Origin of the sequence: Parabacteroides sp. AT13, from assembly GCF_002272965.1 — a bacterium.
Classification (GTDB): Bacteria; Bacteroidota; Bacteroidia; order Bacteroidales; family Tannerellaceae; genus Parabacteroides; species Parabacteroides distasonis.
In genome coordinates this window covers 1,848,182-1,874,982 of the sequence record NZ_NQMH01000001.1, presented here as the reverse complement: position 1 = coordinate 1,874,982, position 26,801 = coordinate 1,848,182, and the positions used below count along the sequence as shown (strand labels likewise).

25 protein-coding genes are annotated in these 26,801 nt (G+C 45.8%); 16 read left to right on the top strand and 9 right to left on the bottom strand.

The features are described 5' to 3' along the window. Nucleotides 1–269: 269 nt before the first annotated feature. On the top strand, nt 270–467 hold the full coding sequence (locus CI959_RS07875; RefSeq protein ID WP_227154305.1) for a hypothetical protein: 198 nt from the start codon (nt 270–272) through the stop codon (nt 465–467). A gap of 8 nt (nt 468–475) precedes the next feature. Here the strand turns inward: CI959_RS07875 and CI959_RS07870 are convergent, their stop codons facing one another. The 5 genes from CI959_RS07870 to CI959_RS07850 form a co-directional block, all read right to left on the bottom strand. Then, nucleotides 476–1,306, bottom strand: coding sequence for an MBL fold metallo-hydrolase (locus CI959_RS07870; protein WP_057317288.1), 831 nt, complete (start codon nt 1,304–1,306; stop codon nt 476–478). 61 nt (nt 1,307–1,367) lie between these two features. Continuing rightward, on the bottom strand, nt 1,368–1,970 hold the full coding sequence (locus tag CI959_RS07865; protein WP_008773231.1) for a TIGR00730 family Rossman fold protein: 603 nt from the start codon (nt 1,968–1,970) through the stop codon (nt 1,368–1,370). 6 nt (nt 1,971–1,976) lie between these two features. Beyond that, nucleotides 1,977–2,723, bottom strand: a complete 747-nt coding sequence (locus CI959_RS07860; RefSeq protein ID WP_022192996.1) for a TIGR02757 family protein — start codon at nt 2,721–2,723, stop codon at nt 1,977–1,979. 1 nt (nt 2,724) lies between these two features. Further along, nucleotides 2,725–3,432 carry a DNA alkylation repair protein gene (locus tag CI959_RS07855; protein ID WP_005860462.1) on the bottom strand — a complete coding sequence of 236 codons (708 nt, stop codon included), beginning with the start codon at nt 3,430–3,432 and terminating at the stop codon, nt 2,725–2,727. Beyond that, nucleotides 3,429–4,388, bottom strand: coding sequence for a 2-hydroxyacid dehydrogenase family protein (locus CI959_RS07850; protein ID WP_022192997.1), 960 nt, complete (start codon nt 4,386–4,388; stop codon nt 3,429–3,431). Before CI959_RS07850 ends, CI959_RS07855 begins: the two co-directional genes overlap by 4 nt. 84 nt (nt 4,389–4,472) lie before the next feature. Between CI959_RS07850 and CI959_RS07845 the strand changes: the two genes are divergently transcribed. From CI959_RS07845 to CI959_RS21505, 4 genes are all read left to right on the top strand, one after another. Next, nucleotides 4,473–5,702 carry a nucleoside recognition domain-containing protein gene (locus CI959_RS07845; RefSeq protein ID WP_005860458.1) on the top strand — a complete coding sequence of 410 codons (1,230 nt, stop codon included), beginning with the start codon at nt 4,473–4,475 and terminating at the stop codon, nt 5,700–5,702. 90 nt (nt 5,703–5,792) lie between these two features. After that, nucleotides 5,793–6,221, top strand: a complete 429-nt coding sequence (gene ybeY, locus CI959_RS07840) for an rRNA maturation RNase YbeY (protein WP_005860456.1) — start codon at nt 5,793–5,795, stop codon at nt 6,219–6,221. Nucleotides 6,222–6,274: 53 nt separating this feature from the next. After that, nucleotides 6,275–7,081 carry a KilA-N domain-containing protein gene (locus tag CI959_RS07835; RefSeq protein ID WP_005860454.1) on the top strand — a complete coding sequence of 269 codons (807 nt, stop codon included), beginning with the start codon at nt 6,275–6,277 and terminating at the stop codon, nt 7,079–7,081. Nucleotides 7,082–7,101: 20 nt separating this feature from the next. Then, nucleotides 7,102–7,275 carry a hypothetical protein gene (locus tag CI959_RS21505; RefSeq protein WP_009275490.1) on the top strand — a complete coding sequence of 58 codons (174 nt, stop codon included), beginning with the start codon at nt 7,102–7,104 and terminating at the stop codon, nt 7,273–7,275. On the opposite strand, the gene CI959_RS07830 is transcribed toward CI959_RS21505, so the two are convergent. Together CI959_RS07830 and CI959_RS07825 are read right to left on the bottom strand one after the other, a co-directional pair. Beyond that, nucleotides 7,248–7,886, bottom strand: coding sequence for a porin family protein (locus CI959_RS07830; RefSeq protein WP_057317219.1), 639 nt, complete (start codon nt 7,884–7,886; stop codon nt 7,248–7,250). The two genes, CI959_RS21505 and CI959_RS07830, sit on opposite strands and share 28 nt — an antisense overlap. A 145-nt stretch (nt 7,887–8,031) precedes the next feature. Next, entirely contained in the window at nt 8,032–9,180 is a 1,149-nt protein-coding gene (locus CI959_RS07825) for a metallophosphoesterase (RefSeq protein WP_022193000.1), read from the bottom strand. A 118-nt stretch (nt 9,181–9,298) separates the two neighbouring features. On the opposite strand from CI959_RS07825, the gene mnmG reads away from it, so the two are divergent. From mnmG to deoC, 6 genes are read left to right on the top strand one after another with little or no spacing between them, the layout of a single operon-like run. Continuing rightward, nucleotides 9,299–11,176 (top strand): tRNA uridine-5-carboxymethylaminomethyl(34) synthesis enzyme MnmG, encoded by a 1,878-nt coding sequence (mnmG, locus tag CI959_RS07820; protein WP_005863809.1) that lies wholly within the window; start codon nt 9,299–9,301, stop codon nt 11,174–11,176. A 44-nt stretch (nt 11,177–11,220) separates the two neighbouring features. Then, nucleotides 11,221–12,858: an adenine deaminase gene (gene ade / locus CI959_RS07815; protein ID WP_022193001.1), complete on the top strand. Its 1,638-nt coding sequence runs from the start codon at nt 11,221–11,223 to the stop codon at nt 12,856–12,858. After that, complete coding sequence (uvrC, locus tag CI959_RS07810; protein ID WP_005860442.1) at nt 12,855–14,690, top strand: excinuclease ABC subunit UvrC; 1,836 nt, start codon at nt 12,855–12,857, stop codon at nt 14,688–14,690. Before ade ends, uvrC begins: the two co-directional genes overlap by 4 nt. Nucleotides 14,691–14,706: 16 nt before the next feature. Then, on the top strand, nt 14,707–15,159 hold the full coding sequence (gene dtd / locus CI959_RS07805) for a D-aminoacyl-tRNA deacylase (protein WP_005860440.1): 453 nt from the start codon (nt 14,707–14,709) through the stop codon (nt 15,157–15,159). A 2-nt stretch (nt 15,160–15,161) separates the two neighbouring features. Beyond that, nucleotides 15,162–15,494 (top strand): nucleotide pyrophosphohydrolase, encoded by a 333-nt coding sequence (locus CI959_RS07800; RefSeq protein ID WP_008778912.1) that lies wholly within the window; start codon nt 15,162–15,164, stop codon nt 15,492–15,494. Between the two features lie 4 nt (nt 15,495–15,498). Further along, a complete protein-coding gene (deoC, locus tag CI959_RS07795; protein ID WP_022193002.1) occupies nt 15,499–16,437 on the top strand; it encodes a deoxyribose-phosphate aldolase in 939 nt (312 codons plus the stop codon). A gap of 191 nt (nt 16,438–16,628) precedes the next feature. Here the strand turns inward: deoC and CI959_RS07790 are convergent, their stop codons facing one another. Then, entirely contained in the window at nt 16,629–17,603 is a 975-nt protein-coding gene (locus CI959_RS07790) for a polyprenyl synthetase family protein (protein WP_008778914.1), read from the bottom strand. A 101-nt stretch (nt 17,604–17,704) separates the two neighbouring features. On the opposite strand from CI959_RS07790, the gene polA reads away from it, so the two are divergent. From polA to CI959_RS07770, 4 genes are all read left to right on the top strand, one after another. Next, on the top strand, nt 17,705–20,470 hold the full coding sequence (gene polA / locus CI959_RS07785; protein WP_022193004.1) for a DNA polymerase I: 2,766 nt from the start codon (nt 17,705–17,707) through the stop codon (nt 20,468–20,470). A 210-nt stretch (nt 20,471–20,680) separates the two neighbouring features. Then, nucleotides 20,681–21,829, top strand: a complete 1,149-nt coding sequence (araJ, locus tag CI959_RS07780; protein WP_005860430.1) for an MFS transporter AraJ — start codon at nt 20,681–20,683, stop codon at nt 21,827–21,829. Between the two features lie 206 nt (nt 21,830–22,035). Next, complete coding sequence (gene ychF, locus CI959_RS07775) at nt 22,036–23,139, top strand: redox-regulated ATPase YchF (protein WP_005860429.1); 1,104 nt, start codon at nt 22,036–22,038, stop codon at nt 23,137–23,139. A 95-nt stretch (nt 23,140–23,234) separates the two neighbouring features. Then, nucleotides 23,235–24,149, top strand: a complete 915-nt coding sequence (locus CI959_RS07770; RefSeq protein ID WP_022193005.1) for a TolB family protein — start codon at nt 23,235–23,237, stop codon at nt 24,147–24,149. On the opposite strand, the gene CI959_RS07765 is transcribed toward CI959_RS07770, so the two are convergent. After that, nucleotides 24,141–25,286 carry an AraC family transcriptional regulator gene (locus tag CI959_RS07765; protein ID WP_005860425.1) on the bottom strand — a complete coding sequence of 382 codons (1,146 nt, stop codon included), beginning with the start codon at nt 25,284–25,286 and terminating at the stop codon, nt 24,141–24,143. The two genes, CI959_RS07770 and CI959_RS07765, sit on opposite strands and share 9 nt — an antisense overlap. A gap of 204 nt (nt 25,287–25,490) precedes the next feature. Between CI959_RS07765 and CI959_RS07760 the strand changes: the two genes are divergently transcribed. Further along, nucleotides 25,491–26,459 carry a fimbrillin family protein gene (locus CI959_RS07760; RefSeq protein ID WP_005860423.1) on the top strand — a complete coding sequence of 323 codons (969 nt, stop codon included), beginning with the start codon at nt 25,491–25,493 and terminating at the stop codon, nt 26,457–26,459. Nucleotides 26,460–26,801: the final 342 nt, after the last annotated feature.

Here is a 26,801-nt window from a genome sequence, read left to right as displayed (position 1 = left end):
ATTTTGAGACAGCCTCATATTTTTACTGAATCACACGACAGGAAACAAGAGCGTATATGGAAATATACAATAAGCCTACCTTAAAAATAAGTATGCGATAACCTATACATCCGGATACGCCTCATATTGCAGCACATTATTGGCCATGATGGGAAAAGAAAATATCGCAATCATAGATATGCACTCCTCTCTATAAAGGGCTTACCCAAACCGATTACGAATACGCTCTTTAACAACGTACAATGAAAGATAATTACAAAAGTCGGATTATGAAGAACTTATTTAATTACTGGTTTAAGACAAACAAGAAAAGCTTGTATGATCAATTAGGGAAAGAATTCAATGTCAGCGGCTTCCGTGTATATAAGTTAGCACACGGAAAAACCGCTTACTCTCATATGGATAGATTAATATTGGAGAAATTGCTTGAATTGAAGATTATCAGTGAAATCGGGTTCAGAATCTAAAGGTCCCCTCATTTCATACTTTCTTCTTTATAATTTATACGGACACCATAATTCGTATACACCCGGTCTAACCCCAACATCCCACTCGGATTAGGTTCGCCTTGCACTTTTCCGAACAGGATATCCTCGCTCATCGTGATCATGTCTTTTACACGTTGAGGGGTTTCCTTGTTCATTCCGAAATAATGTCCGGGGTAGAGGTATTTGATATCATATTTCTCGATCACCGCACTCATCTTCTTACAAGTAGATATGAGCGTAGAGAAGTCAACTCCCAGCAATAGATTACCGGAGCCGAACGAATCGCCGCTAAAACCATAAGCGGCATCCTTATCCACAAAAGTGGTTGAGCCGGGAGTATGCCCGGGAGTAAAGACTATCTCTAGGATACGCCCACCTAAATCTAGGATTTCACCGTCTTCAAGGAAACAAACTTTGCCTTTATAATTCGGCATAAATTCCGGTATACCTATTGTATCAGCCGGATTGATATAAATCTCCGGGAAATAATCGATAGCCGAGCCTGTATGGTCCGGATGCACATGCGTGGCGACCAGCGTAACCGGCTTATCCGTGATGGAAGCCACGAGCTTATCCAAATCCTTGATCTTTGTTCCGGCATCAATCAAGATCGCTTTCGTTTCTCCCTCGACCAGATACAGGCTCTCGTTCGCCATTAAATGACCTGTTCCAAACCATGTATGCTCATCAATCTGATGGAAAATCACATCTTCATTCCTAAGCACTTCCTTCTCCTCGATACCCGCCGTCTGTGCCTGGCAGAACAAAGCGATCCTTGACAGGAGCAACAACATCATTAATAAACCTAGTTTTTTCATTATCATATTCATTTTTAATTGTAGAGACGTAGCGTGCTGCGTCTCCTTTCGCCTAATAGTATTAAATCGCCGCGATCTTCCGAAGGCTTGCGTCCCATTTCGGCTCGGCGTGGATGAGACGGATAGCTTCTTCCGGCGTGTCGGCTACCGCCCACATCTTGGCGTGCTGGGGACGCATGAAATTCTCGTTCATGGCGTTCCTCAAAAGTTCCAACAAGGGATCATAGTAATGATTAATATTGAGGATTACGATCGGATTGAGGTAGAGACCGAGTTGTTTCCAAGTGATGATCTCCAGAAGTTCCTCTAATGTACCGCATCCACCGGGAAGGGCGATCACCGCATCCGAGAGGTTTGCCATGAGCTGTTTACGCTCGTGCATCGTCTCGACCTCAATCAACTCGGTCAAGCCTTTATGATACCAATCCTGCTCCACCATAAAATGGGGGATAACGCCCGTTACTGTTCCACCAGCCGCTAACGCAGCGTCGGAGACAGCGCACATCAAACCGATATTCCCGGCACCATTGACTACCCGTAGTTTTCGCTCCCCCAAAAGACGCCCCAATTCCTTGGCGGCGTCAAAATAAACCGAGGGAATCTTCGTGCTGGACGCACAATACACGCAAACAGACGAGATGTTATTTATCTTCTTTTCTTCCATATCTTTTTATTCTTGATTTATATCGTAGCCAAATAAGGCGAAATCCCCCAGACAAGGATCATCGGGGAAGACTTTCGCCAATGCGTCCGTTATCTCACGGGCCGTACGAAGGGTAGCGGTTTTTTGGCCTGTCAAGCCCAAGCGCAAGGAGATCTGGTGCACATGCGTATCCAACGGGATGATTAATTGGCGGGGATGCACGGCCGTTCTCCAGATACCGAGATCGACGATACCATCCGTACGCACCATCCAACGCAAGAACATCGCCAGACGCTTACAAGCGGAAGTCCCGTGCAAGACCGGAATGCCATTGAGATCAGCAAAAAGTTGTCGCAACCGCAAGATAGGATCTTCGCAAGGACCGGCGGCGGCCATAGCGTCTTCCATACAGTCGTAGGTATCGTATATATCCTTTAGGCGACAACAAAGGAGATGCAGATCATGATAGGTATAAAAACGGTAAAAGGTATCTCGCCCGCAAACCGGGCGATTCCGTAGGGGAGCGAAAGAAGTCTCTCCGGCACGGATAAACTCGTAAGGACTTTCGCCCATCAGCCGGTGTAGCTCTTCCGCTTTTTGGAGAATATGCGCCCTGCGACCGTAAGAGATCCACGCCGTCAGGAAAGCCGATATCTCAATATCCCGTTTCTCCGTAAACCGATGGGGGAATCGCACCGGATCATCCTTGATAAACGATTCCGTATTGTACGTTTTCGCCCATTCACGAAGTAAAGAGATGGTCTTTGTATCCATGTTATTTCTTCTTTAGAAAATATTGCCGCTCGGGTTCCGGATAATGCTCGATAGCGTAACGAAGCGCCGTACGAGGAAGACGAGTAGCGTTGCGTTCCAAGAAATCGGTAAGCGTCTGCCGCTCCTTTTTGCCGACCTCACGCAGCATCCACCCAACCGCCTTATGCATCAAATCGTGTTTATGACCGATCAACCGTTCGGATAACTCCAAGGTATCCCCAAAATCATTCCGACGGATAAATGCCCACGTAGAGACGATCGAGATCCGTTGTTCCCATAAATTCTCGCTTTCCGCCAAACGGTAGAGGAGGGAACGATCTTTGTCCACCAAATACTCGCCGACGATATCCCGACAGGTTAAGTCTACCAAATCCCAGTTATTGCAACGCCGCATATTCTTCAGATAGAATCGGAAGATGGCTTCCCGCTCTTCCGGCATCGCTTTCCGATCCTGGAAACGATAGACCAAAATCAGCAAGGCACATAGACGTGCCTCATGCCACGGACTATCCAGCAACAGCTGCAGCTCATCGAAAGGAGTCGCCTTATTAGCCTTCGCTATGCTGCGGGTTTGCGGGACAACCACTCCGAGAAACTGATCGCCCTCGCCATATTGACCGGGACCAGTCTTGAAAAAGCGGCTCAAATGAACCGCCTTCTCGGGTGTACCGACCGACTGTAGCTCGGATAGGATAAACGCCGCCGTCATGGCCGGAGTACCCGTGATACGGGACGATCGCCCTCCAAGAACCCGATCACGTTGTTGCATACCGTGCGTGCCATAATGATACGGGTTTCCATCGTCTGGGTGCCGATATGAGGGGTTAATACCACGTTGTCCATTTCCAATAACTCGGGGAGAGGATAGTCTCCAAACTCGAATACATCCAAACCGGCACCATGAATCGCACCTTCTCGCAAGGCTTTTACCAAGGCATGCTCGTCCACCAACGGGCCACGGGCCGTGTTGATCAGGATGGCGGAAGGCTTCATCTGCTTGAACTCTTCCTCGCCGAGGATATGATAGGTATCGGGGGTATAAGGGGCGTTCAAGGATACGAAATCGGCTTTCGCCAGAAGCTCTTCCTTGGAGACGTAGGTAACATTCAATTTGGTCTCGTCCTCGATGCAAAGCTGACGGCGATTGTGGTAGATCACATCCATGCCCAAAGCATTCGCCCGTTTCGCCAAGGCCTTGCCGATACGTCCCATACCGATAATGCCCAAGGTCTGTCCGGTAACCGGCATACCGAGGTTCTCCAGTACACCGACCTTCATGTCCTTACCAAGCGTACGCAGCTTACGATCACATTCCGTGATACGCCGGGCGGTATCCAGCATCAAGCCTAAAGCGATATTGGCGGTAGGGGCCGTGACAGGATCAGGCGTATTCGCTACCGTCAAGCCTTTCTCGAGGGCGTAGGCCACATCGATATTATTATAACCAACGGCGTAGTTAGCGATCAGCCGCAATTTCGACGCATGGTCGATCAACTCTTTGTTTACCGGGAAATCGAACATGGAGCAGAGCACATCGTACTCCGGTATCATCTCGAAAACCTCCTCATACGTAAAATCTCTTCCTTCGGGAAAGGTTACCTCGTACTTACTTTCCAACTCGGTAAATCCCTCGCGGAACATGTCGTATGTCACTAATATCTTCATCTTGGATCTATTTGTTATTCAAAAAGCAAAAATACAAATCAATTGGCAATTAATTCCTAAATTTGTGACCAATATATATTTATTATGGTACTAAACTATATTTGGATCGCTTTCTTCTTGATCGCTTTCGTCGTGGCCGTAGGTAAACTGGTCATTGGTGGGGATACCGCCGTTTTTACCGAGATTATCAACGCTTCTTTCGCTTCGGCCAAGACGGGTTTCGAGATTTCGTTAGGATTAACGGGGATCTTGTCGCTTTGGCTGGGCATCATGAAGATCGGTGAGAAGGGGGGGGTGATACAAGCGTTCGCACGATTGGCGGCTCCCGTATTCAGCAAGCTTTTTCCGGATATCCCAAGAGACCATCCCGTGACCGGTTCTATCTTCATGAACCTATCGGCAAATTTACTGGGACTGGATAATGCCGCCACGCCAATGGGATTGAAAGCCATGCAACAGTTACAGGAATTAAACCCGAATAAAGAATCCGCCAGCAACTCCATGGTGATGTTCTTATGCATCAATGCCTCGGGACTGACCTTGATCCCGATCACCATCATGATGTACCGGGCGCAGTTAGGAGCGGCGAATCCATCAGACGTATTCCTGCCGATCATGCTCGCTACATTCACATCAACCTTAGTCGCTATTTTAGCGGTTTGCGTACGGCAGAAGATCAATATCCTCCAACGGAACCTAGTCCTGTTTTTCGGGGGACTGGGATTATTTATCGGAGGCCTGGTATGGCTATTTAACTCGATGGAACAGGAGCAAGTTTCCTTGTATTCGACTTTATTCGCCAACACGCTTCTTTTTACCATTATCTGCGGATTTATCATCAGCGGCATGCGTAAAAAGATCAATGTATATGATGCTTTTATAGAAGGGGCGAAAGAAGGTTTCCAGACTGCTATAACGATTATTCCTTATCTGGTAGCTATCCTAGTAGGTATCGGTGTCTTCCGGGCTTCCGGAGCGATGGATTTCATCATACAAGGCGTTCGTTTCGGCATTGCTTCGATAGGGCTCAACACGGATTTCGTGGAAGCGCTACCTACCATGTTGATGAAACCGTTAAGCGGGAGCGGGGCTAGGGGCATGATGCTGGACGCCATGAACACGTATGGAGCGGACTCTTTCGTCGGTCGCCTGTCATCCATCGTTCAGGGCTCTTGCGATACGACATTCTATGTAGTTGCTCTTTACTACGGTAGCGTAGGTATCCGTAATACCCGCTATACGGTGCAATGCGCCTTGTTAGCGGATCTGGCCGGGGCGATAGCGGCGATAGCGATGGCTTACCTGTTCTTTTAACATTCTATACAATCAATAGATTTGAAATGAATCTATTTAAAATCTATTGATTACATTTGTAACGAAATTTCAATACGATAAATAGACCTTATGGCAATAGCATATTACGCCGAGGATATCCAGCTCCCGGCAATCAAGAAAAAAGCGGTCAGCGGATGGATCAAGGCGGTAGCCGAGACCTACGGGAAGAAGACAGGCGATATCAGTTACATCTTCTGCTCGGACGAGAAGATCTTGGAGGTAAACCGCCAATATCTCCAACACGATTATTACACGGATATCATCACCTTTGATTATACGGAAGGAAATAAGATCTCGGGTGACCTGTTCATCAGCCTCGATACGGTCAGGACAAACGCCGAGACATTCCACACGGATTATAACGAGGAACTCCACCGTACCATCATCCACGGCATCCTGCACCTTTGCGGTATCAACGACAAAGGCCCCGGCGAGCGGGAGATCATGGAGGAGAACGAGAACAGAGCGTTAGCGATCTTGCCGGAGGAATGTCGGTAAAGAGATGTTAACCAGAAACAAATTTATACTACAAATCTTATCTGAAGAAAATTATGGAGAAAATCACAGTCCAAAATACAAGTGTCATGATCATATCTATAAATAAGAATGACTATATCTCACTTACCGACATCGCAAAGTACAAAAGCGATGATCCGACAGCAGTAATTGGCAATTGGATGCGTAATCGTAATACCATTGAATATTTAGGTATATGGGAAAGTTTATATAATCCTAATTTTAAACCCCTCGAATTCGAGGGGTTTAAAAAGGAAGCAGGGTTAAATGCTTTTACCCTTTCTCCACAAAAATGGATAAATACAACAGCGGCAATTGGTATTATCTCCAAATCCGGAAGATATGGAGGCACCTTTGCTCATAAGGATATAGCTTTCAAATTCGCAAGTTGGATCTCTGTTGAATTTGAATTATATATCGTTAAAGAGTTTCAACGCCTAAAAGAAGAGGAACAGAAACAAATCGGCTGGACTGCCAAACGAGAACTCTCCAAAATAAACTATCACATCCATACCGACGCTATCAAGCATAATCTCATCCCCATAGAGTTAACCCCGCAACAGGTAAGCTTTATATACGCAAACGAAGCCGATATTCTTAATGTCGCTCTATTCGGCACAACCGCTAAACAATGGCGGGAAGCCAATCCCGAATTAAAAGGTAACATTCGTGACTATGCGACTATTAATGAACTTATCTGTTTATCGAATATGGAAAGCCTGAATGCTGTATTTATTGATGAAGGACTTACCCAGCGTGAACGACTAATAAAGCTTAATCAAATAGCGATCCAGCAAATGAAGATATTAGAGGCGGTTGAGAGCAGACTATTGTTGAAATAAATAAAAATAATACAGACAACATGAAAACAGAAGACATACCTTACGATTACACGTATTGCTACGCCACGGACGAGCAATGCCCGAAAGCAGTCCATTGCCTGTGTAGCCATGCCGCAAGGCTGAACGAGGAACAAGCGATCTCTCTTAATTCACGATTTACTGGAGATCAGAAACGCCATCCTAGATTGAATTGAATAACCCCATTATGATCTTTTCCCCTAAAATGATTGCTTCCACCGAATGAGTATTCCGGCTCCTTAAAGAAATGAGTACATCCTAAATTATAATTGGCGGAGATAACTAATCCCATGTCAAAGGTATAGCCAAGCCCCATCAAAACAGAGAAATCACAATTTCGGATCTCTTCTTTTTTATCACCGGAAAAATCGTACTCGCTCTGGTGCACCGGAGTAGGAGCCGAGACGAAAATATAATTCGAAGCTTTCGCCCTTACATTAAAGCCAACTTGTGGGCCCGCGAAAAGATGGAATCCCCGATACAAATAAAATTTAGCGTAAACAGGAATATTTAAATAATCCGCCTTTAGCCGGGCTGTCTCGCCTTTAGCGTTTTCCTGTTGATAACCTTGCATAGAATAATAAACACCCGGTTCTAAAGCAAACAGTTTACTAAAACGTATTTCCTCCGCCACACCAATATTTAACCCCGGACGCATATCCGCAAAACTTTCCGGATAAGTATTTGCCAAATTCAAGCCAATCCTAGGAATAAAATGGAACTCTTGAGCATCGGCTTGCGACAAAGAGAAAACAAACAAGATAAACAGTAATACAACTTTTTTCATAACTCCTACATTTAAAACATATCTATATTTATAGATGATTTAAGATACATAAAAGTTGCACTCCCTATCTCATTAGTTCACATTAGGGGAGGCACTTCTTCCTCTACCATGATGGTAGCAGTCGTGACAGCTCAAGCACCAAATATTACTCGGTTAATAACGGCTCTTGTTTTCCGGAATCATATACGACAAACATAGAACCGTCTTTCTCGATCATGACACCACGGCCTCGTTCCTTCTCCTTGTTTTCTTGATTATCAACATTCACGGCAATCACTTTATAATGATAGAAAGTCGTGATATCATCGAAAATGGTATGACCTACAAAGATGCGGTTCACATTATATTTCTCTAATATTTTCCGCAAATCATCCCGGTCTAGCGGATGATACTTATCTGCGCTACGTACCATACCCCGATACCAGATCGGTCCATACGTAGCGAACATAAAAGAAAGATCGGAGCCTTTATCTGCATTACGTTCTTTTTTCGTTAAGAAGAGACCATCGCTCACGATCTCATTCACGGTAGGGATATCGTAATTCCGGTCTAAAAACTCCTTGCTCAACCCAGCATGGACAAACAGGTTATCTCCGACCACTTGTATAGAGTTACGAGTTTTCAACCAATGTCCCAACTCGCTTTTCTGCCAAAGCTCCGGATAGGTCATTCCTAAAGTATCCGCCAATTGAGTATATTTCTTCTTCGTATATCGCAAATCATTTCCCAGAACCATGGTCTCATGATTTCCGATTAAGAAAGTCACTTTTCCACCGGCATCTTCCGCTTCTTTCTCCAATTTGTAGATCAACCAATAGATAGGGAGTACATCCACGCCCCGGTCAAAGACGTCACCGATTATCACCAATTGGTTAGTCCCAAAAATCCAATTATAGTCCGCATCGATCACTTTTCCCGCCTTTAACAGGGAGGCGAAACAAGACCAGTTCGCATGTGGATCTGAAAGAACAAACGTCTTCTCAGGTTGCACATCTTTCCATTCCGGACGAGAGACGGAGTGTATGGTTACCGGAAACAATCTCTCCCCGTTATCGGAAAACACCTCGAATGAAAAGGTGGTAGGTATACTTTTATAATGCTTATCCAATAACCGGCCTTTCCCGTCTACAGATATCGCACGCATACTACCATCATCGGCTTTCAATAGATAGGGACCATCGATCGATAACTTCTCGATCGCTTGACGAGGTTTCTTATCTTTCCCACAAACCGGACTGAAGCAAGAGGTCAGTAAAACCAGAAAAACAAGGATACGGCATTGAATAGAATTCATAGCAGCTTAAATCTTTAGTTCGTTAAACCTGAAAACAATGTATGTATTTATTATACAAATATAAACGAATTCTTTCACGAACACTCACTATCTTCGCGTAAAATAAAAGGGAATAAAAATGACTTTCAATTACGACGTAATAGTAGTAGGCGCAGGACATGCCGGCTGTGAAGCCGCCGCCGCCGCGGCGAATCTAGGATCAAAGACGCTTTTGATCACGATGGACATGAACAAGATCGCCCAGATGAGTTGTAACCCGGCAGTCGGGGGAATCGCCAAAGGACAGATCGTACGAGAGATCGATGCGCTAGGCGGATATATGGGAATCGTGACCGACCAGACCGCTATCCAATTCCGTATGTTAAACCGTAGCAAAGGACCGGCCATGTGGAGCCCGCGTGCCCAAAGCGACCGTGCCCGTTTTATCGATTGCTGGCGGGGCATACTGGAGAATATGCCGAATCTATCCATCTGGCAGGATATGGTTCAAGAACTGATTATCGAGCATGGACAAGTCTGCGGCGTTCGTACGGGAATGAATGTCGTATTCCGTGCCGGAGCGGTGGTGCTTACGAACGGGACCTTCCTAAACGGCCTGCTTCATATCGGAAGAACCCAGATACGGGGCGGACGTATCGCCGAGCCTGCGGCGACCGGACTTACCGAGCAACTTATCTCTTTAGGTATCCAAACAGATCGCATGAAAACCGGAACACCGGTCCGTATCGATGGCCGGAGCGTTCACTTCGATGAAATGGAGGAACAACCGGGGGAGAACGATTTCCATAAGTTCTCCTACATGGATACCAGTCATCGTAAATTAAAACAATTGAGTTGCTGGACTACCTTTACGAACGAGACTTGCCACGATATATTACGGGAAGGTCTCCCCGACTCTCCTCTTTATAATGGACAGATCAAAAGTATCGGTCCCCGTTATTGTCCTAGTATCGAAACGAAAATCGTGACGTTCGCCGACAAGACGCAACATCAACTATTCCTAGAGCCGGAAGGCGAGACCACGCAGGAATACTACCTAAATGGCTTCTCCTCTTCCCTACCCTTGGATATCCAGCTTCGTGCGCTCCAAGCGATCCCCGCTTTCCGTGACGTGCAAATCTATCGTCCCGGATATGCGATTGAATACGATTTCTTCGACCCGACTCAGCTAAGACACAATTTGGAGACCAAACAAATCCGAAATCTTTTCTTCGCCGGACAGATCAACGGGACTACCGGATACGAGGAAGCCGGCGGACAAGGTTTGGTAGCGGGTATCAACGCCCACATCAATTGCCACGGCGGACAACCTTTTATCCTCGGAAGGGATGAGGCTTATATCGGTGTCCTTATCGATGATTTGGTAACAAAAGGCGTAGACGAGCCTTACCGTATGTTTACCTCTCGTGCGGAGTACCGCATCTTACTGCGCCAAGACGACGCAGATATGCGACTCACCGAGAAATCCTACCAAATGGGATTGGCCAAACAAGACCGCTACGATTTACTGCGAGAGAAAAAAGAGAGCCGTGACGCTATCATCCGTTTTGCGGAGACCTACTCCGTAAAGCCTCAATATATAAATAGCGGTTTGGAGAAACTGGGCACAGCCCCCCTATCCCATGGTTGCAAATTATTCGATGTCGTACTCCGTCCGCAGACTACCTTGGAGAACCTTGCGGATCTAGTTCCGGCCCTTCGTGCGGAGCTGGACAAAGTCCCGGCCTCTCGTAAGGAAGAGATCATCGAGGCCGCCGAGATATTGATTAAGTATAGCGGCTACATCAAACGAGAGCAAATCATAGCGGACAAGATAAACCGCTTAGAGAATATCCGGATCAAGGGTAAATTCGATTACAATTCTATCCAGTCTTTATCTACGGAAGCCCGCCAGAAATTGACCCGGATAGACCCCGACACGATCGCTCAAGCGAGCCGCATCCCGGGTATTTCCCCTAGCGACATCAACATCCTTTTGGTACTGCTCGGAAGATAAAACACGAAATGTTCCACGTGAAACATATTAAAGGAGATATTCAAATGAATGAAGCTAAAACACTGGTTATACGAGGAAATCTGGTAGATATAATCAACAGGCGCACCTTTGGGGCAGAGATTTCAATTCAAAACGGGCGCATCAAAAAGGTAATCCCTACCGGACAAGATGAGGGATCTTACCTCCTCCCCGGCTTTATTGACGCGCATGTCCATATAGAGAGTAGCATGGTAACCCCTGCGGCATTCATTCACGCAGCCGTACGCCATGGCAGTATCGGTGCCGTGGCGGACCCTCATGAGATAGCGAATGTAATGGGTACCGAAGGAGTCGAATATATGCTCGACAACGCGAAAGGGATTCCTTTCTACACATGGTTCGGTGTCCCATCTTGCGTACCGGCTACGATTATGGAAACCTCCGGTGCGATCATAGACGCAGACGAAACCGCTCGTTTGTTGGAACGAGAGGATCTACACTTCTTGGCAGAGATGATGAATTACCCCGGAGTCTTAAATAAAGATCCGGAAGTTATGCGCAAAATAGAAGCCGCGAAAAACGCAGGGAAACCCATCGACGGACATTATCCCCTAGCAACAGGCCCCAAGCTAAAGGCATATATCGAGTCTGGCATTTCCACCGATCATGAAACCATCTATCTAGAAAAAGGCCGTGAAAAATGTGAGCTTGGGATGCATGTCCTTATTCGGGAAGGAAGCGCGGCGAAAAACTTTGACGCACTTCATCCGCTATTGAAAGAGTATCCCGAACAAATCATGTTCTGTACGGATGACGCGCATCCTTCGTTTTTAAACAAAGGACACATAAATAGGATGGTAAAAAAATCGCTGGATTTAGGATATGATCTATATGATGTATTACGGGCCGCTTCCTATAATCCGGCCATGCACTATAAAATTCCCGCAGGTTTCTTACGAGAGGGAGACTCCGCCGATTTTATCCAAGTAGACAATTTAAAGGATCTAACCATACAGGCAACCTATATACAAGGAACCTGTGTATACGATGGGGAAAAATGCACGCTTCCACTCCAAAAGCCTATACATCGTAATAATTTCCACACGAAACCGATCACATTAGAAAAGCTAGCGGTAAAAGCGAAAGGGGAACAGATGCGTGTCATTGTTTGCGAAGACAGCGAATTAATCACGAAAGAAGAACTATATCCTGTACATACATTCGATGGATTTGTAGAATCGGATACAGAACGAGACATTTTAAAACTCGTCATTCTAAATCGCTATCAAACGGCTCCTCCGGCTATTGCCTTTATAAAAGGAACAGGGCTCAAGCTCGGTGCCATCGCTCAAAGTATTTCCCACGATAGCCATAACATCATCGCTATAGGCGTAACCGATTTCGAGCTTATGCAAGCGATCAATGCGGTAATAAAGGCTAAAGGTGGAATCGCAGTAAGCAGTATGGACGAAGTCACTCTCCTGCCCTTGCCGGTAGCGGGATTGATGAGCGACGAATCATTGGAAGAGACGAGCCGCCGTTACGAAGAGATCGAGGAAAAGATCAAGCGATTAAAATCCCCGATGGATTCATTACAAATGACGCTTTCTTTTATGGGATTGCTGGCGATCCCATCCTTAAAACTTAGCAACAAAGGTTTGTTCAATAGCGAGACATTCCAATTTACTTCCCTATTCGTATGATAGCCGATAAAGACGAACATATCAAGACGATCCTATCGGTCATTCCGGAAAAGCCGGGATGCTACCAGTATTTCGATGAAAACGGAACGATTATATACGTCGGCAAGGCGAAGAACCTAAAACGACGGGTATCCTCTTATTTCAACAAGGTACATGACAGCAATAAGACCCGTGTGTTAGTCAAGCAAATCCGGGATATCAAATATATAGTCGTCGATACGGAAGAAGACGCGTTACTACTGGAAAACAACCTCATCAAACAGTATCGTCCCCGCTATAACGTATTATTGAAGGACGACAAAACCTACCCTTCCATCGTGGTAAAGAACGAGTACTTTCCCCGGGTTTTCCAAACCCGGAACATCGTTCGGGACGGATCACAATATTACGGTCCTTATCCCTCTTTGTTCACGGCGAAAGTGATGCTACAAATGCTAAAGGAACTTTACCCTTTACGCACTTGTAAATATCCCCTCACTCCCGAATCCATCGCACAAGGACGCTATAAGGTTTGTCTGGAATACCATATCAAGCGTTGTAAAGGGCCTTGTGAAGGCTTGCAATCATTGGAAGAATACCAGCAAAATATTTCCGAGATCAAAGAGATTCTGCGAGGCAACATCTCGCAAATCAGCAAACACCTCTATGAGGAGATGCAATCGCTCGCTGCCGAGCTCAAGTTTGAGGAAGCGCAAAAGATCAAGGAAAAATACGAAGTCATCGAGAACTACCGTTCTAAATCTACGGTCGTAACCCCGATGCTACATAATATAGATGTATTCACGATCATAGAGAATGACCATTCCGCTTATGTGAACTTTATGCATATCGGAAACGGGGCGATCGTACAAGCCTATACATTCGAGTATAAAAAACGATTGGACGAGAGTAAGGAGGAATTGTTAAGCCTCGGTATTATCGAGATGCGGAATCGTTTTAAAAGCACCGCCCGGGAGATTATCGTGCCTTTCAAGCTGGATATGCAACTAGAGAATGTCACCTTCACCATTCCCCAAAGAGGGGATAAAAAGAAACTGCTCGATTTATCCGAGATGAACGTCAAGCAGTTTAAGGTTGACCGCTTGAAGCAAGCGGAAAAGTTGAATCCGGAACAACGGAATACCCGTATCTTGAAAGAGATCCAAGAGGCCTTGCATTTGGAGAAATTGCCTGCTCATATCGAATGTTTCGATAATTCAAACATACAGGGAAGCGATGCGGTAGCGGCTTGCGTGGTATTCAAGATGGGAAAACCGTCCAAGCAGGAGTATCGTAAATACAATATAAAGACCGTAGTCGGTCCGGATGATTACGCCTCTATGAAAGAAGTTGTCCGTAGGCGTTACGGGCGGGCAATCGAGGAGCGATCTCCCCTACCCGACTTAATTATAACAGACGGTGGAAAGGGGCAAATGGAAGTGGTTCGCTCGGTGGTAGAAGATGAATTAGGCTTGTCCATTCCAATCGCCGGACTAGCGAAAGATGGTAAGCACCGGACCTCGGAGTTATTATTCGGGTTCCCACCCGTAACCGTTGGCATGCGTTTGGACAGTCCGCTATTCCATCTGCTTACCCGGATACAAGACGAGGTACACCGTTTCGCCATCACTTTCCACAAGGATAAACGAAGTAAGACCCAGACAAAATCCGAATTAGACACCATTAAGGGTATCGGTGAAAAGACAAAAGTATTACTTTTACGTCACTTTAAAAGCGTAAAACGAATCAAGGAAGCAAGCTTCGAGGAACTGAAATCCGTGATTGGCGAGGCGAAAGCCAAGGCACTACAAGAGGGACTGGATGGAAAGCGAACAGAAAGCGAACAAAAATAGAACAAAAGCGAACAAGATGAGAACAGTTACACAACGTGTGCAGCACGCTTCCGTCACGATAGACGGACAGCTTAAGTCCAAAATTGGAAAGGGGCTATTGGTATTAGTCGGTATCGAGGACAAGGATACGCAAGAAGACATTGAATGGTTGGCAAAAAAGATCACCAACCTACGCATATTTGACGATGAAAACGGGGTCATGAACCGCTCGGTTATCGAAGCGGGAGGCGAGATCATGGTTGTCAGCCAATTTACCTTACACGCCTCTACGAAAAAAGGGAACCGCCCCTCCTACTTAAAAGCGTCTAAACCGGATATCGCCATTCCGATGTATAAAGCTTTTTGCGAAGAGGTAGGGCTTCAACTCGGAAAACCTGTACAAACCGGAACATTCGGAGCTGATATGAAAATTGAACTTTTAAACGACGGGCCGGTTACTATTATTATCGACTCTCAAAATAAAGAATAAGTATGGCAGATATAACTTTACAACAAGCCCAGCAAATGGTAGACGCTTGGATCAAGACCTATGGGGTCCGTTATTTCAATGAGCTTACCAATATGACCATCCTCACCGAGGAAGTGGGCGAGCTAGCCCGGATCATGGCACGTACCTACGGTGAGCAGTCTTTCAAGGAAAGTGACAAACACCGGGATTTAGGCGATGAAATGGCGGATGTGTTATGGGTATTGCTCTGTCTGGCCAACCAGACCGGAGTAGATCTTACCGCCGCTTTCGAGAAGAATCTCCAAAAGAAAACAGACCGAGATAAAGAACGACATATAAACAATCAAAAACTATAAGCATATGGCACATCATCACGATTGCGAATGTGGACATGATCATCATCATGAACATGAACACGAATCAAATTCCGTACAGATAGACCGTTATCATGAAGCTTTCAATAAGTTTGAGCCGGCCCTGCCGGATACCCAGACCAGTGAGGCTGTAAACGCTCTTTTAGAGAAACATTTCCAAGAGAACTTTACACCGGAAGTATTGAAAACGATTCATGGTTGCATCGACTTGACCTCATTAACCAGCCTGGATACCAAAGAAAGTATCTGGAAGATGGTAGACACGGTAAATGATTTCGAGGGAACTCGTCCGGATGTCCCGAACGTAGCCGCTATTTGCGTCTATCCCCTATTCGTGGAAACGGTTAAGCAGGCACTTACTGCGCAAGAGGTTAAGATTGCGTCGGTTGCCGGAGGTTTTCCTTCCTCACAGACATTTACGGAAGTCAAGATCGCCGAAACGGCCATGGCAGTCATGCAAGGAGCCGATGAAATCGACGTTGTCATGAACCTAGGCTATTTCATGGAAGACAATTTCGAGGAATTGACCGAGGAATTGCAAGAGATCAAGGAGAGCTGTCGCCACGCCCATTTAAAGGTAATCTTAGAGACCGGAGCTTTAGTCACAACGGAGAACATCCAAAAAGCATCCATCCTAGCCATGTATTCCGGCGCGGACTTCATCAAGACCTCTACCGGCAAAGGATACCCGGGAGCCACTTTCGAGGCCGCCTATACCATGTGCAAGGCCATCAAAACCTACCATTCCATCACCGGAAACAAGGTTGGCATCAAGATCTCCGGAGGCGTACGCACGGCGGAAGACGCAGTTCGATATTATACGATCGTAAAGGAGATACTAGGCGATGAATGGCTTAACAAAGATTTGTTCCGTATAGGAGCGAGCAGTCTGGTCGGTGATATAGAAAAACGACTCGGGAAATAGTCCATTCTAATAAACCGGGCGCAGATGGCTTAGAATCCTGTGTCCGGTAAGCACTCTCAAAGTCAGTTAACTTACCTTGGCATCGAAGTTAACTGACTTCGTCAAGTAAGTTAACTTCATTGGCTATTGAAGCATACTTACTTTTTTACGAACAAGAGCCATCTCTCTACAACTAATAGATAAAGGAATTTCTATTTGGAGCGAGTCATGATATAATCGGCCAGCTGGATCAAGGATGTCCGTGCCTCAGACTCTGGCAATCTCAAAAGAACATCGACCGCCTTATCATGATATTCCTTCATGCGGGCCTCGGCATATTCGATTCCACCATTCGCCTTGGCGAACTCGATCAAGGAATCGACATTCTCCGCCGCGAAATCTTTCCGTAAAATCATATCCAAATAACGGGCGGCCTCCTCTTCCCTACCCTGCCGCAAGGCATATAATAATGGAAGCGTAACCTTACCCTCACGAATGTCATTTCCCGTCGGCTTACCGATATTCGCCTCCTTGAAATAATCAAAGATATCATCCTTGATCTGGAAGCAATACCCCAGATACTCGCCAAACTCACGGCAAAGAGCGATCACCTCCGCAGAGGCGCCCGATGAAATGGCCCCAATCTCCGTGCAAGCGGAAAGCAAGGTAGCCGTCTTCTTCTTGATCACTTGCAGATAGCAATTCTCGTCTAGGATACTCTCCTCGGCGGTCTCCAATTGCTTGATCTCACCTTCGGACAAGTCTCTGCCTAAATTAGAGATAATCCCGACAATCCGCAAATCGCCGGTTTGTATGGAACGGATCAAAGCGGTAGAAAGCACATAATCACCTACCAACACGGAAATACGGTTATCGAAGATAGCGTTCAATGAGGGAACGCCACGACGTTGCTTCGTCTCATCGATCACGTCATCGTGAATCAACGTGGCGGTATGCAAAAGCTCCAGCAAGACAGCGGAATTGATCGTGTTATCCGTAACCTGTCCACAGACCTTGGCGGTAAGGAGCACCAATAACGGACGCACATGCTTCCCGGTAGAATTCAGTATAACGTCGATAGCCGATTGTAACCGGGTCGTCTCGCTGCGTAGAGATGCCTCGAAATCCTTATTGAAACGTTCAAATTCAGCGGAAACCGGTTCTTCTATTTTCCTTCTTTCATCCATAATTCCATGCAAAGATTCGCAAAAGTAACAAAAACTATCGAGTAAGCGAGTTTTTTCGTACATTTACCCAGATTTTGTCCCACTAAAACGTGTTAAAAGTAATGAAGTTATTCCTTATAGATGCGTATGCGTTAATTTATCGCTCCTATTACGCCTTCATCAAGAATCCGCGTATCAACTCCAAGGGTGTGAATACCTCCGCCATTTTCGGTTTTATCAACAGTCTGGAGGATGTATTAAAACGTGAGAACCCGACTCATATAGCGGTGGCCTTTGACCCGAAGGGACCGACCTTCCGCCATGAGGCCTTCGAGCAATACAAGGCACAACGGGAAGAGACGCCGGAAGTGATCCGTCAATCCGTCCCTATCATTAAAGAAATCATAGAGGCTTACAATATTCCGATTCTGGAAGTACCCCGCTACGAGGCGGACGATGTGATCGGCACCGTATCCAAACAGGCGGAGAAGGAAGGCTTCGAGGTGTACATGATGACGCCGGATAAAGATTACGGCCAATTGGTGTCCGAACATATATTTATGTATCGTCCGAAATTCGGAGGCGATTACGAGATCATGGGCGTGCCTGAGGTCTTAAACAAGTACGGCCTCACGAGTACGGAGCAAGTGATCGACTTGCTGGGACTGATGGGCGACGCTTCCGATAATATCCCCGGCTGTCCGGGTGTCGGCGAGAAGACCGCTCAAAAACTACTGACCGAATTCGGAAGCATCGAGAACCTGTTAGCGAACACTGATAAGTTGAAAGGCGCGCAAAAGAAGAAGGTGGAGGAGAACGCCGAGCAAATCCGTTTCTCCAAATTCTTGGCGACGATCAAAACGGATGTCCCTATCGAGTTTGATGCCGCCCGTTGCGTTCGTGAAAAGCCAAACGAAGAGCGGCTGACTGAGATTTACACAGAATTGGAATTTAGAACATTTATTAACAAACTAAGTTCTGAGCCGGTCAAAGCCGCTCCGAAAGGTCCCGTTCAAGGCGATTTGTTCGCGATTTTTACGCCCGAGAGTACGGAAGAGCCAAAAAAATCGATTCTCACGGACTTAAAGTCCACCCCCCATAACTATTATTTAACTGATACAGAGGAAAAACAAGCCGATTTAGCCCACTTTTTATTGGGTCAAGAATTTTTCGCTTTTGACACGGAAACCGACGGCATCGATCCCTTGAAAGCCGGACTGGTCGGAATGTCGTTCGCCGTGAAAGAAAACGAGGCTTGGTATGTTCCTGTTCCCGCCAACTCAGTAGAGGCGGCGAAAGTAGTGGAACGCTTCTCCCCTGCCCTGCAAAATCCGAAATCATTAAAGATCGGGCAAAACATCAAATTCGATATTTTGGTACTTCGTAAATACAACGTGAAGGTAGCCGGTCCTCTGTTCGATACGATGATCGCCCATTACCTGCTGAACCCGGAATTACGGCACGGAATGGATTACCTAGCGGAGACCTACCTCAAGTACCAGACCGTCCACATCGAGGAACTGATCGGCCCAAAAGGAAAGAACCAGTTATCGATGCGAAACGTACCCGTGGAGCAAATCGCCGAATACGCCGCCGAGGATGCGGACATCACGCTCAAGCTAAAGAATTATTTCGCACCCGAGTTGAAGAAAGAAGGACTGGAATCCCTCTTCACCACGATCGAGATGCCATTAATATATGTATTAGTGGAAATGGAGGCTACCGGCGTCACGCTGGATACAGTAGCGCTTAAGCAATCTTCGGGCGAACTTACCGCCTCCATGAACAAACTGGAGCAAGAGGTTTACGAGCTGGCCGGCACGGAATTCAACATCAACTCCACGAAACAGGTCGGCGAAATCCTTTTCGACCGCTTGAAGCTGGACGAGAAAGCGAAGAAGACCAAAACAGGCGGTTACAGTACCAGCGAGGATGTATTGGAGAAACTTCGCAGCAAACATCCCATCATCGGCAAGCTTCTTGAATACCGCGGACTTAAAAAATTATTAAGTACCTATATCGACGCTCTACCCGAGTTGATCAATCCGCAGACCGGAAAGATACATACCTCTTTCAACCAAGCGGTAACATCTACCGGACGCCTCAGCTCTACCAATCCGAACCTGCAAAACATTCCGGTACGGGACGATCTTGGCCGCAAGATCCGTAAGGCGTTTATCCCGGATAATGCGGATTGCCTCTTCTTCTCCGCCGACTACTCCCAAATCGAGCTTCGTATCATGGCCCACCTGAGTGGTGACCCGCATATGATCGAGGCTTTCCAAAGCGGAGCGGATATTCACGCCGCTACCGCCGCCAATATCTACGGAATCCCGGTAGAAAAAGTAACCAGCGATATGCGCCGGAAGGCGAAAACCGCCAACTTCGGTATCATTTACGGCATCTCCGTCTTCGGGCTCGCCGAGCGTCTGGGCATCCCTCGTTCTGAGTCCAAGGAACTGATAGACGGTTATTTCAGCACCTACCCCCGCATCAAGGAATACATGGAGGAGAGCATCAAAGTAGCCAAGGAAAAAGGATACGTAGAGACCATTTTCAAGCGCAAGCGTTTCCTTTCGGATATCAACTCACACAACGCCGTCGTACGCGGCTATGCCGAGCGAAACGCAATCAATGCCCCTATCCAAGGGAGCGCCGCCGATATCATCAAACTAGCGATGGTACGCATTTACGAACGCTTTGAGGAAGAGGGATTGAAAAGCAAGATGATCCTCCAAGTACACGATGAGTTAAACTTCAATGTCTACAAAGAGGAGGCCGAGGAGGTAAAGAAAATCGTGCTGGAGGAAATGGAAAACGTCATGAAACTACAAGTCCCCTTGATCGCCGATTGCGGCGAGGGAGAAAACTGGTTGGAGGCGCATTAAAATAATGCCGGAATTCCCCTTAAAAAAACATGTACGTGTTTTCCTGAAAACACGTACGACTTTTTCTTGAAAGACGTACATGTTTTTTTAAGACCCTAACAGCCCATCACGAAACGCAAAACTTTCCCCTAAAAACATTCCGAAAAGCAAATAATAATGTATACTATACACTATATTTGCGCTCGAAAAGATTGTTGAGCATTTTAGGTTATGAAAAAAAGTTTGATCGCTTTAGCTTTCGGTACCCTTGGGCTGGGGATTGCCGAGTTCGTAATGATGGGTATCCTACCCGACATCGCGAAAGATTTACACATCAGCATTGCTACAGCCGGGCATCTGATCTCAGCTTATGCACTAGGGGTTTGCGTAGGCGCTCCCATGTTGATTATCGCCCGTAGATATCCATTAAAACACATTTTGCTTGTTTTAGTAGGGATTATGATGATCGGTAATTTATGCGCCGCATTAGCGTCTAATTACTGGGTATTGATGATAGCCCGCTTCATCTCTGGATTGCCTCACGGAGCTTACTTCGGTGTTGGCTCCATCGTAGCCGAAAAGCTTGCTGATAAAGGAAGAGGCTCCGAGGCTGTCTCTATCATGATAGCGGGGATGACGATCGCCAACCTATTCGGTGTCCCGTTGGGGACGGCCCTCAGCACCATGCTCTCGTGGCGTCTGACTTTCTTACTGGTTGGTTGCTGGGGCATAGCCATCTTATATTACATCTGGAGATGGGTACCTATGGTAGAGAACCTTCCGGATACTGGCTTTAAAGGACAATTTCGTTTTCTTAAGACTCAAGCGCCATGGTTAATCCTAGGGGCGACAATGCTAGGTAACGGAGGTGTATTTTGCTGGTATAGCTATATCAGCCCGCTATTGACACAAGTATCCGGCTTCTCGGCCGAAAGCCTTACTGTTCTAATGGTATTGGCAGGTTTCGGTATGGTAGCGGGCAACTTGATCAGTGGCCGCCTATCCGATAAATATATGCCCGGACGGGTAGCGGCCATAGCGCAAGGCATGATTTGCGTAGCCCTACTGCTCGTCTTCTTCTTGGCACAAATATCTTGGTTAAATGTCTTGCTGATGTGTCTGTGTACGGCGGGATTATTCGCCGTCTCAAGCCCTCAACAAGTATTATTGATCCGTTACTCCAAAGGTGGAGAGATGCTGGGAGCCGCCAGCGTACAAGTTGCGTTCAATTTAGGAAATGCTATCGGAGCTTATTGTGGTGGGTTACCATTGGAGGTCGGCCTTGGTTATAAATATCCGGCCTTGATAGGTTCCGGATTCGCTTTTATCGGATTCTTGTTATTGACTTTCTTTTACCGGAAATATGAGAGAACAACCTAAGTAAAAAATAACATTAGTAAAGAAGCCTATGAACAAACTCGTTAAAACATTATTAAACAAACAATCGATGAGGCAACCGGTTAAGCATGAAGAGAAAGCCTAAGAAAATAACCGTATCAGCCTAAAATTGATTATCTTTGCGAACTCAAAACAAGTCGCTTGAAGCGACTATATAACAGATTGATAATAAAAAATACGATAATAATATGGCATTACAATGTGGCATTGTGGGACTTCCGAACGTAGGAAAGTCTACCCTTTTCAATTGCCTATCCAACGCGAAGGCACAATCAGCGAACTTTCCGTTCTGTACGATCGAACCGAATGTAGGCGTGATCACCGTACCCGACGAGCGACTGAATAAACTAGCGGAAATCGAACATCCGCAGCGAGTGATCCCCACCACCGTAGAGATCGTGGATATCGCCGGATTGGTGAAAGGAGCGAGTAAAGGCGAGGGATTAGGCAATAAGTTCTTGGCTAATATCCGTGAGACAGACGCTATCTTGCACGTATTGCGTTGCTTCGACGACGATAATATCGTGCACGTGGACGGACGTGTAGACCCGGTCCGTGATAAGGAGATCATTGACTATGAGCTTCAGATCAAGGATTTGGAAACGATAGACAGCCGTATCGCCAAGGTGCAAAAACAAGCGCAAACTGGAGGTGATAAGCAAGCCAAGATCGCTTACGAGGTACTTTGTAAATACAAAGAGGCTTTAGAACAAGGAAAAAGCGCACGTACCGTTTCTTTTGATACGAAAGACGAGGAACGCATTGCCCACGATTTATTCTTGCTGACGGATAAACCTGTCATGTATGTTTGTAACGTGGATGAGGCTAGCGCCGTAAACGGCAATAAATATGTAGATGCCGTACGCGAGGCGGTTAAAGACGAGGATGCCCAGATTCTAGTAGTCGCCGCTAAGATCGAGAGCGAGATCGCTGAGTTCGATACCTATGAGGAACGCCAGATGTTCTTACAAGAAATCGGATTGGAAGAGTCTGGCGTAAGCCGTTTGATTAAATCGGCTTACAAATTATTGAATCTGCAAACCTTCTTGACCGCCGGATCGGACGAATGTCGTGCGTGGACGTTCCATAAAGGCTGGAAAGCTCCTCAATGCGCCGGTGTTATCCATACGGACTTCGAAAAAGGATTTATCCGTGCCGAGGTGATCAAGTACGAGGATTATATCGCTTATGGCTCCGAGGCTGCTGTTAAAGAGGCCGGAAAGATGAGCGTTGAAGGTAAGGAATATGTTGTGCAAGATGGAGATATCATGCATTTCCGTTTCAATGTATAAGGAGTAATCGAAATAAATTATATCTTTGAAACCGGGTAAAATAGCGTAAAGCTAATTTTACCCGGTTTTCTTATATCCTTTAAATCTATATGTATATGAAACGTTTTCTCAATTCTGTACTTTGTATGTGTATCGCCGTTTTTTGTACGCATGCCCAAAAAAAGAATGTGACTAGTGTGCTGGAAGTGATGGACATTACGACCGGGCAACGTTCCGTTGTCAAGGAATTCCCTTTTTTGATCGAGGCACCTAACTGGACTCCGGATGGTAATTGGCTTGTATATAATAGTGGAGGAAAATTATATAAGCTCTCTCCGAAATCTCCGGGAGAGCCGCAATTAATCAATAGCGACTACGCGACCCGTTGCAACAACGACCATGTGATCTCCGCGGATGGGAAGCAAATAGCGATCAGTAACGGAACAAAAGAAGATGGTAAATCGCGTGTTTATACCCTGCCTTTCGAAGGAGGTGTTCCCCGGTTGATTACCCCACTCGGTCCTAGCTACCTACACGGATGGAGCCCCGACGGAAAACAACTCGCTTATTGCGCCGAGAGAAACGGTAATTTTGATGTTTACGTCATTCCTGCCCTAGGCGGAGAAGAAAAACGTCTTACGACAGCCGAAGGTTTGGACGATGGCCCCGAATACTCCCCTTGCGGACAATATATCTGGTTCAACTCCGTACGTACCGGGCTTATGCAAGTCTGGCGCATGAAGGCGGATGGTTCCGAACAAACCCAGATGACATTCGATGAGACCCGAAATTCTTGGTTTCCCCACATCTCTCCGGATGGAAAACAAATCATTTTCATCACCTATACAAAAGGTGATCTGGAACCCGGACAACACCTCGCCAATAAAAACGTAGAGTTACGCCTTATGCCAGCCGAGGGCGGAGAACCTAAGACTTTAGTCAAACTATTCGGCGGGCAAGGTACGATAAACGTAAACTCTTGGGCACCCGATAGCAAGCGATTCGCTTTCGTCAGTTACCGGTTAAATTGACTCGTTCCCGTCTCTCCTGTATTCGGAAGGAATAACCCCTGTCTGCTTAATAAACGCACGACGGAACGTACTGATAGAATGGAAGCCCGAACGTTCGGCTATCTCTTGTATACTGGCCAGAGGTTCGGCTTCCAATAAACGTTTGCTTTCCTCTACCCTGAAATGGTTTACGTAATCCGAGAAGGAACAACCTAATTCTTTATTAAACAATTGGGATAGATAAGAGCGGCTCATCGGGAAGATCCGCTGTAAATCCGTTAAGCGTAAATCTTCCCGTAGATAGGGCTTTTCACGTTCAAACCACGCCTGTACTTCCTCAACATACCTTTGGCGTATGATGCCTTTCTGTTCCTCACTACCTTGATCATCATCCGTATCCTCCTCCAAATCGGGTAATCCCCATCCGCTCTCGAATGTGTGATCCAAATGGATAACCTTTAGGAACAAGGCCTTATAAAAGAAATAGTACCATAAAACCAATAAAAACGTTTTGTCGATTACATATAGGCTAACCCGATCCGTAAACAACAATACCAAATAAAAAATATACATAGAAGAAAGGATCAGCATGGTCTTTTTCAACCAGTCCAGATCATAATCTTCCGGGTCCGATACATTTTCCCTTAAATACACCTTAAATCCCTCACTATAGCGCAAGATCAGATAAATAGGAACGATCATATACAGAAGCGTGAAAAATAAAATCAAAAGCCTTATAACCACATCCAGATTCAAGGTATCGAATACCTCGCCAAAAGAGTTATAACGATGAATATTTCCACCGGATAGCCGGTAAATCAAAAAAGAAATACCCAATACCCATATCGGACTGGTAAAAATAAAGAAACGGCGAACGGTCATATAGCAAGGTCGTAACACTTCTATCACGTAACAAGCTAATGTAGCTACCACAATACATCCCATAATCAGCACATCCGGATGAAATATCTCTTTTGAATCCTCTAAATACAGGTTAACCGATACTCGTACCGCCGCTAAAAACGCCCATAATAACATACTCCACCCCAAAATCTGTTTTGCCCTATTCTCACGGGCCCGTAGTAGCAGGGTAATACCACCAAAAACACAAAAGCCTAATATCTGTAAGCTTAGTAGAAACTGAATTTTATCCAACATAATAACACTACCTCCTATCTATTAAACAATACGCCCCCCCGAATGTTCTTTTTGACCCCTCAGTTAACAATATGAACGCCTTAGACAATTTGAACGATCTAATTTTATACGATTTCACCGACGTTTTAGACCGTATGCACCTCCCTTTCCCCTTAACCACCCGATATTTGCATCCAGAAGTTTCACACAAAAATAAGTAAAATAATGAGAAATTTAGTACTCTTTACCAGTATGATTTTAAGCTTTTGGGGTTGCTCCAACGACAAAGACTTCGGAGGTCTTGAGAATATCGGCTGGAATGAAAAACCACTCCAAATAACGACTCGTATCCTAACTACAAAATCCACCAATTTTATACAAGAATTTAAAGAAGGCTCTATGCTCGGACTACAAATCACGTCCGGTACAGTCGACGATTTATACAATGGCATATCCACTTATAAAAACGTAAGCGTAAAAGCTTATAGAGTGAATGGAAAAATCCGGTGGCAACAGAGTCCGGAAGTGATCCTTGACTCTAATGAAGCTACGATATACGCATATTATCCATATCAAGAAGATATAAATTTTAACGCCCGGCAGATACCTGTTAAACTGGCCCCGAACGCATTGGAGACCGATGATTATATGTATGGAACCCATGCGATCGGACAAAAAGCGGTCAACAGTACCTCGCCACTTGTATTACTCAGCATGAATCATGCCCTATCGCTTATATCTTTCCAGCTGAACCTAAGCAAAGGCAAGACAGGTGCCTTTATTATAAGTTCCGTTCAAGTAGGAAATAAGCCCGGTGGAACAACTTTAGTCAGCGAAGGAACCCTCGATATCACGACGGGCGATATCATCGGTTCTACCGCCCGTAGCACGTCCGCATCCACGGTATTATCCTTGACGAATCCGGTTACCCTCATCAACGAGAAATATTGTGATCCTATGCGGCTCATGGTAATTCCACCTTCCGGCACGATCGGAACCGGAGACGTGGAGACCTTATTCACGATCAACGGAGAAACCTACAAATTTGACATACCCGCTAACACCCAATGGGAAAAAGGGAAAAAATATTTATATAAGCTAAGCTTTAACGGAAGGTCGTTACAATTGCGAGACGTCTCTATCACAGACTGGTTACCGGGTAACGACGAAGGATTGATTGGCAATATCATGTAAGTTTTTTATGTTGTGGTTATTAAGGTGTAATGCCGTGGCAAGCTTTGATCCGTTTGCCACCGGCAACTACACTGAAAATAACAATTGGCTCTATCATTCCGGCGAATTAGACCATCGGGGTCACTACCCGTACGATGTGTTTTTCATTCAGCCGACTCTATATATTCTCTCAATAAGAGAAACAACGGGTCTCGTCCAAATACCCTTTTACATTCAAGGGTTATCATTCCCTCTCAACTTATCGCCAAAAACACTCTTCTATTTGACTATTACAAGGACGAGACCCGTTTAATAATAACTTTATATCTCTTGGATATATTGATTATTATAGTATACAATAAA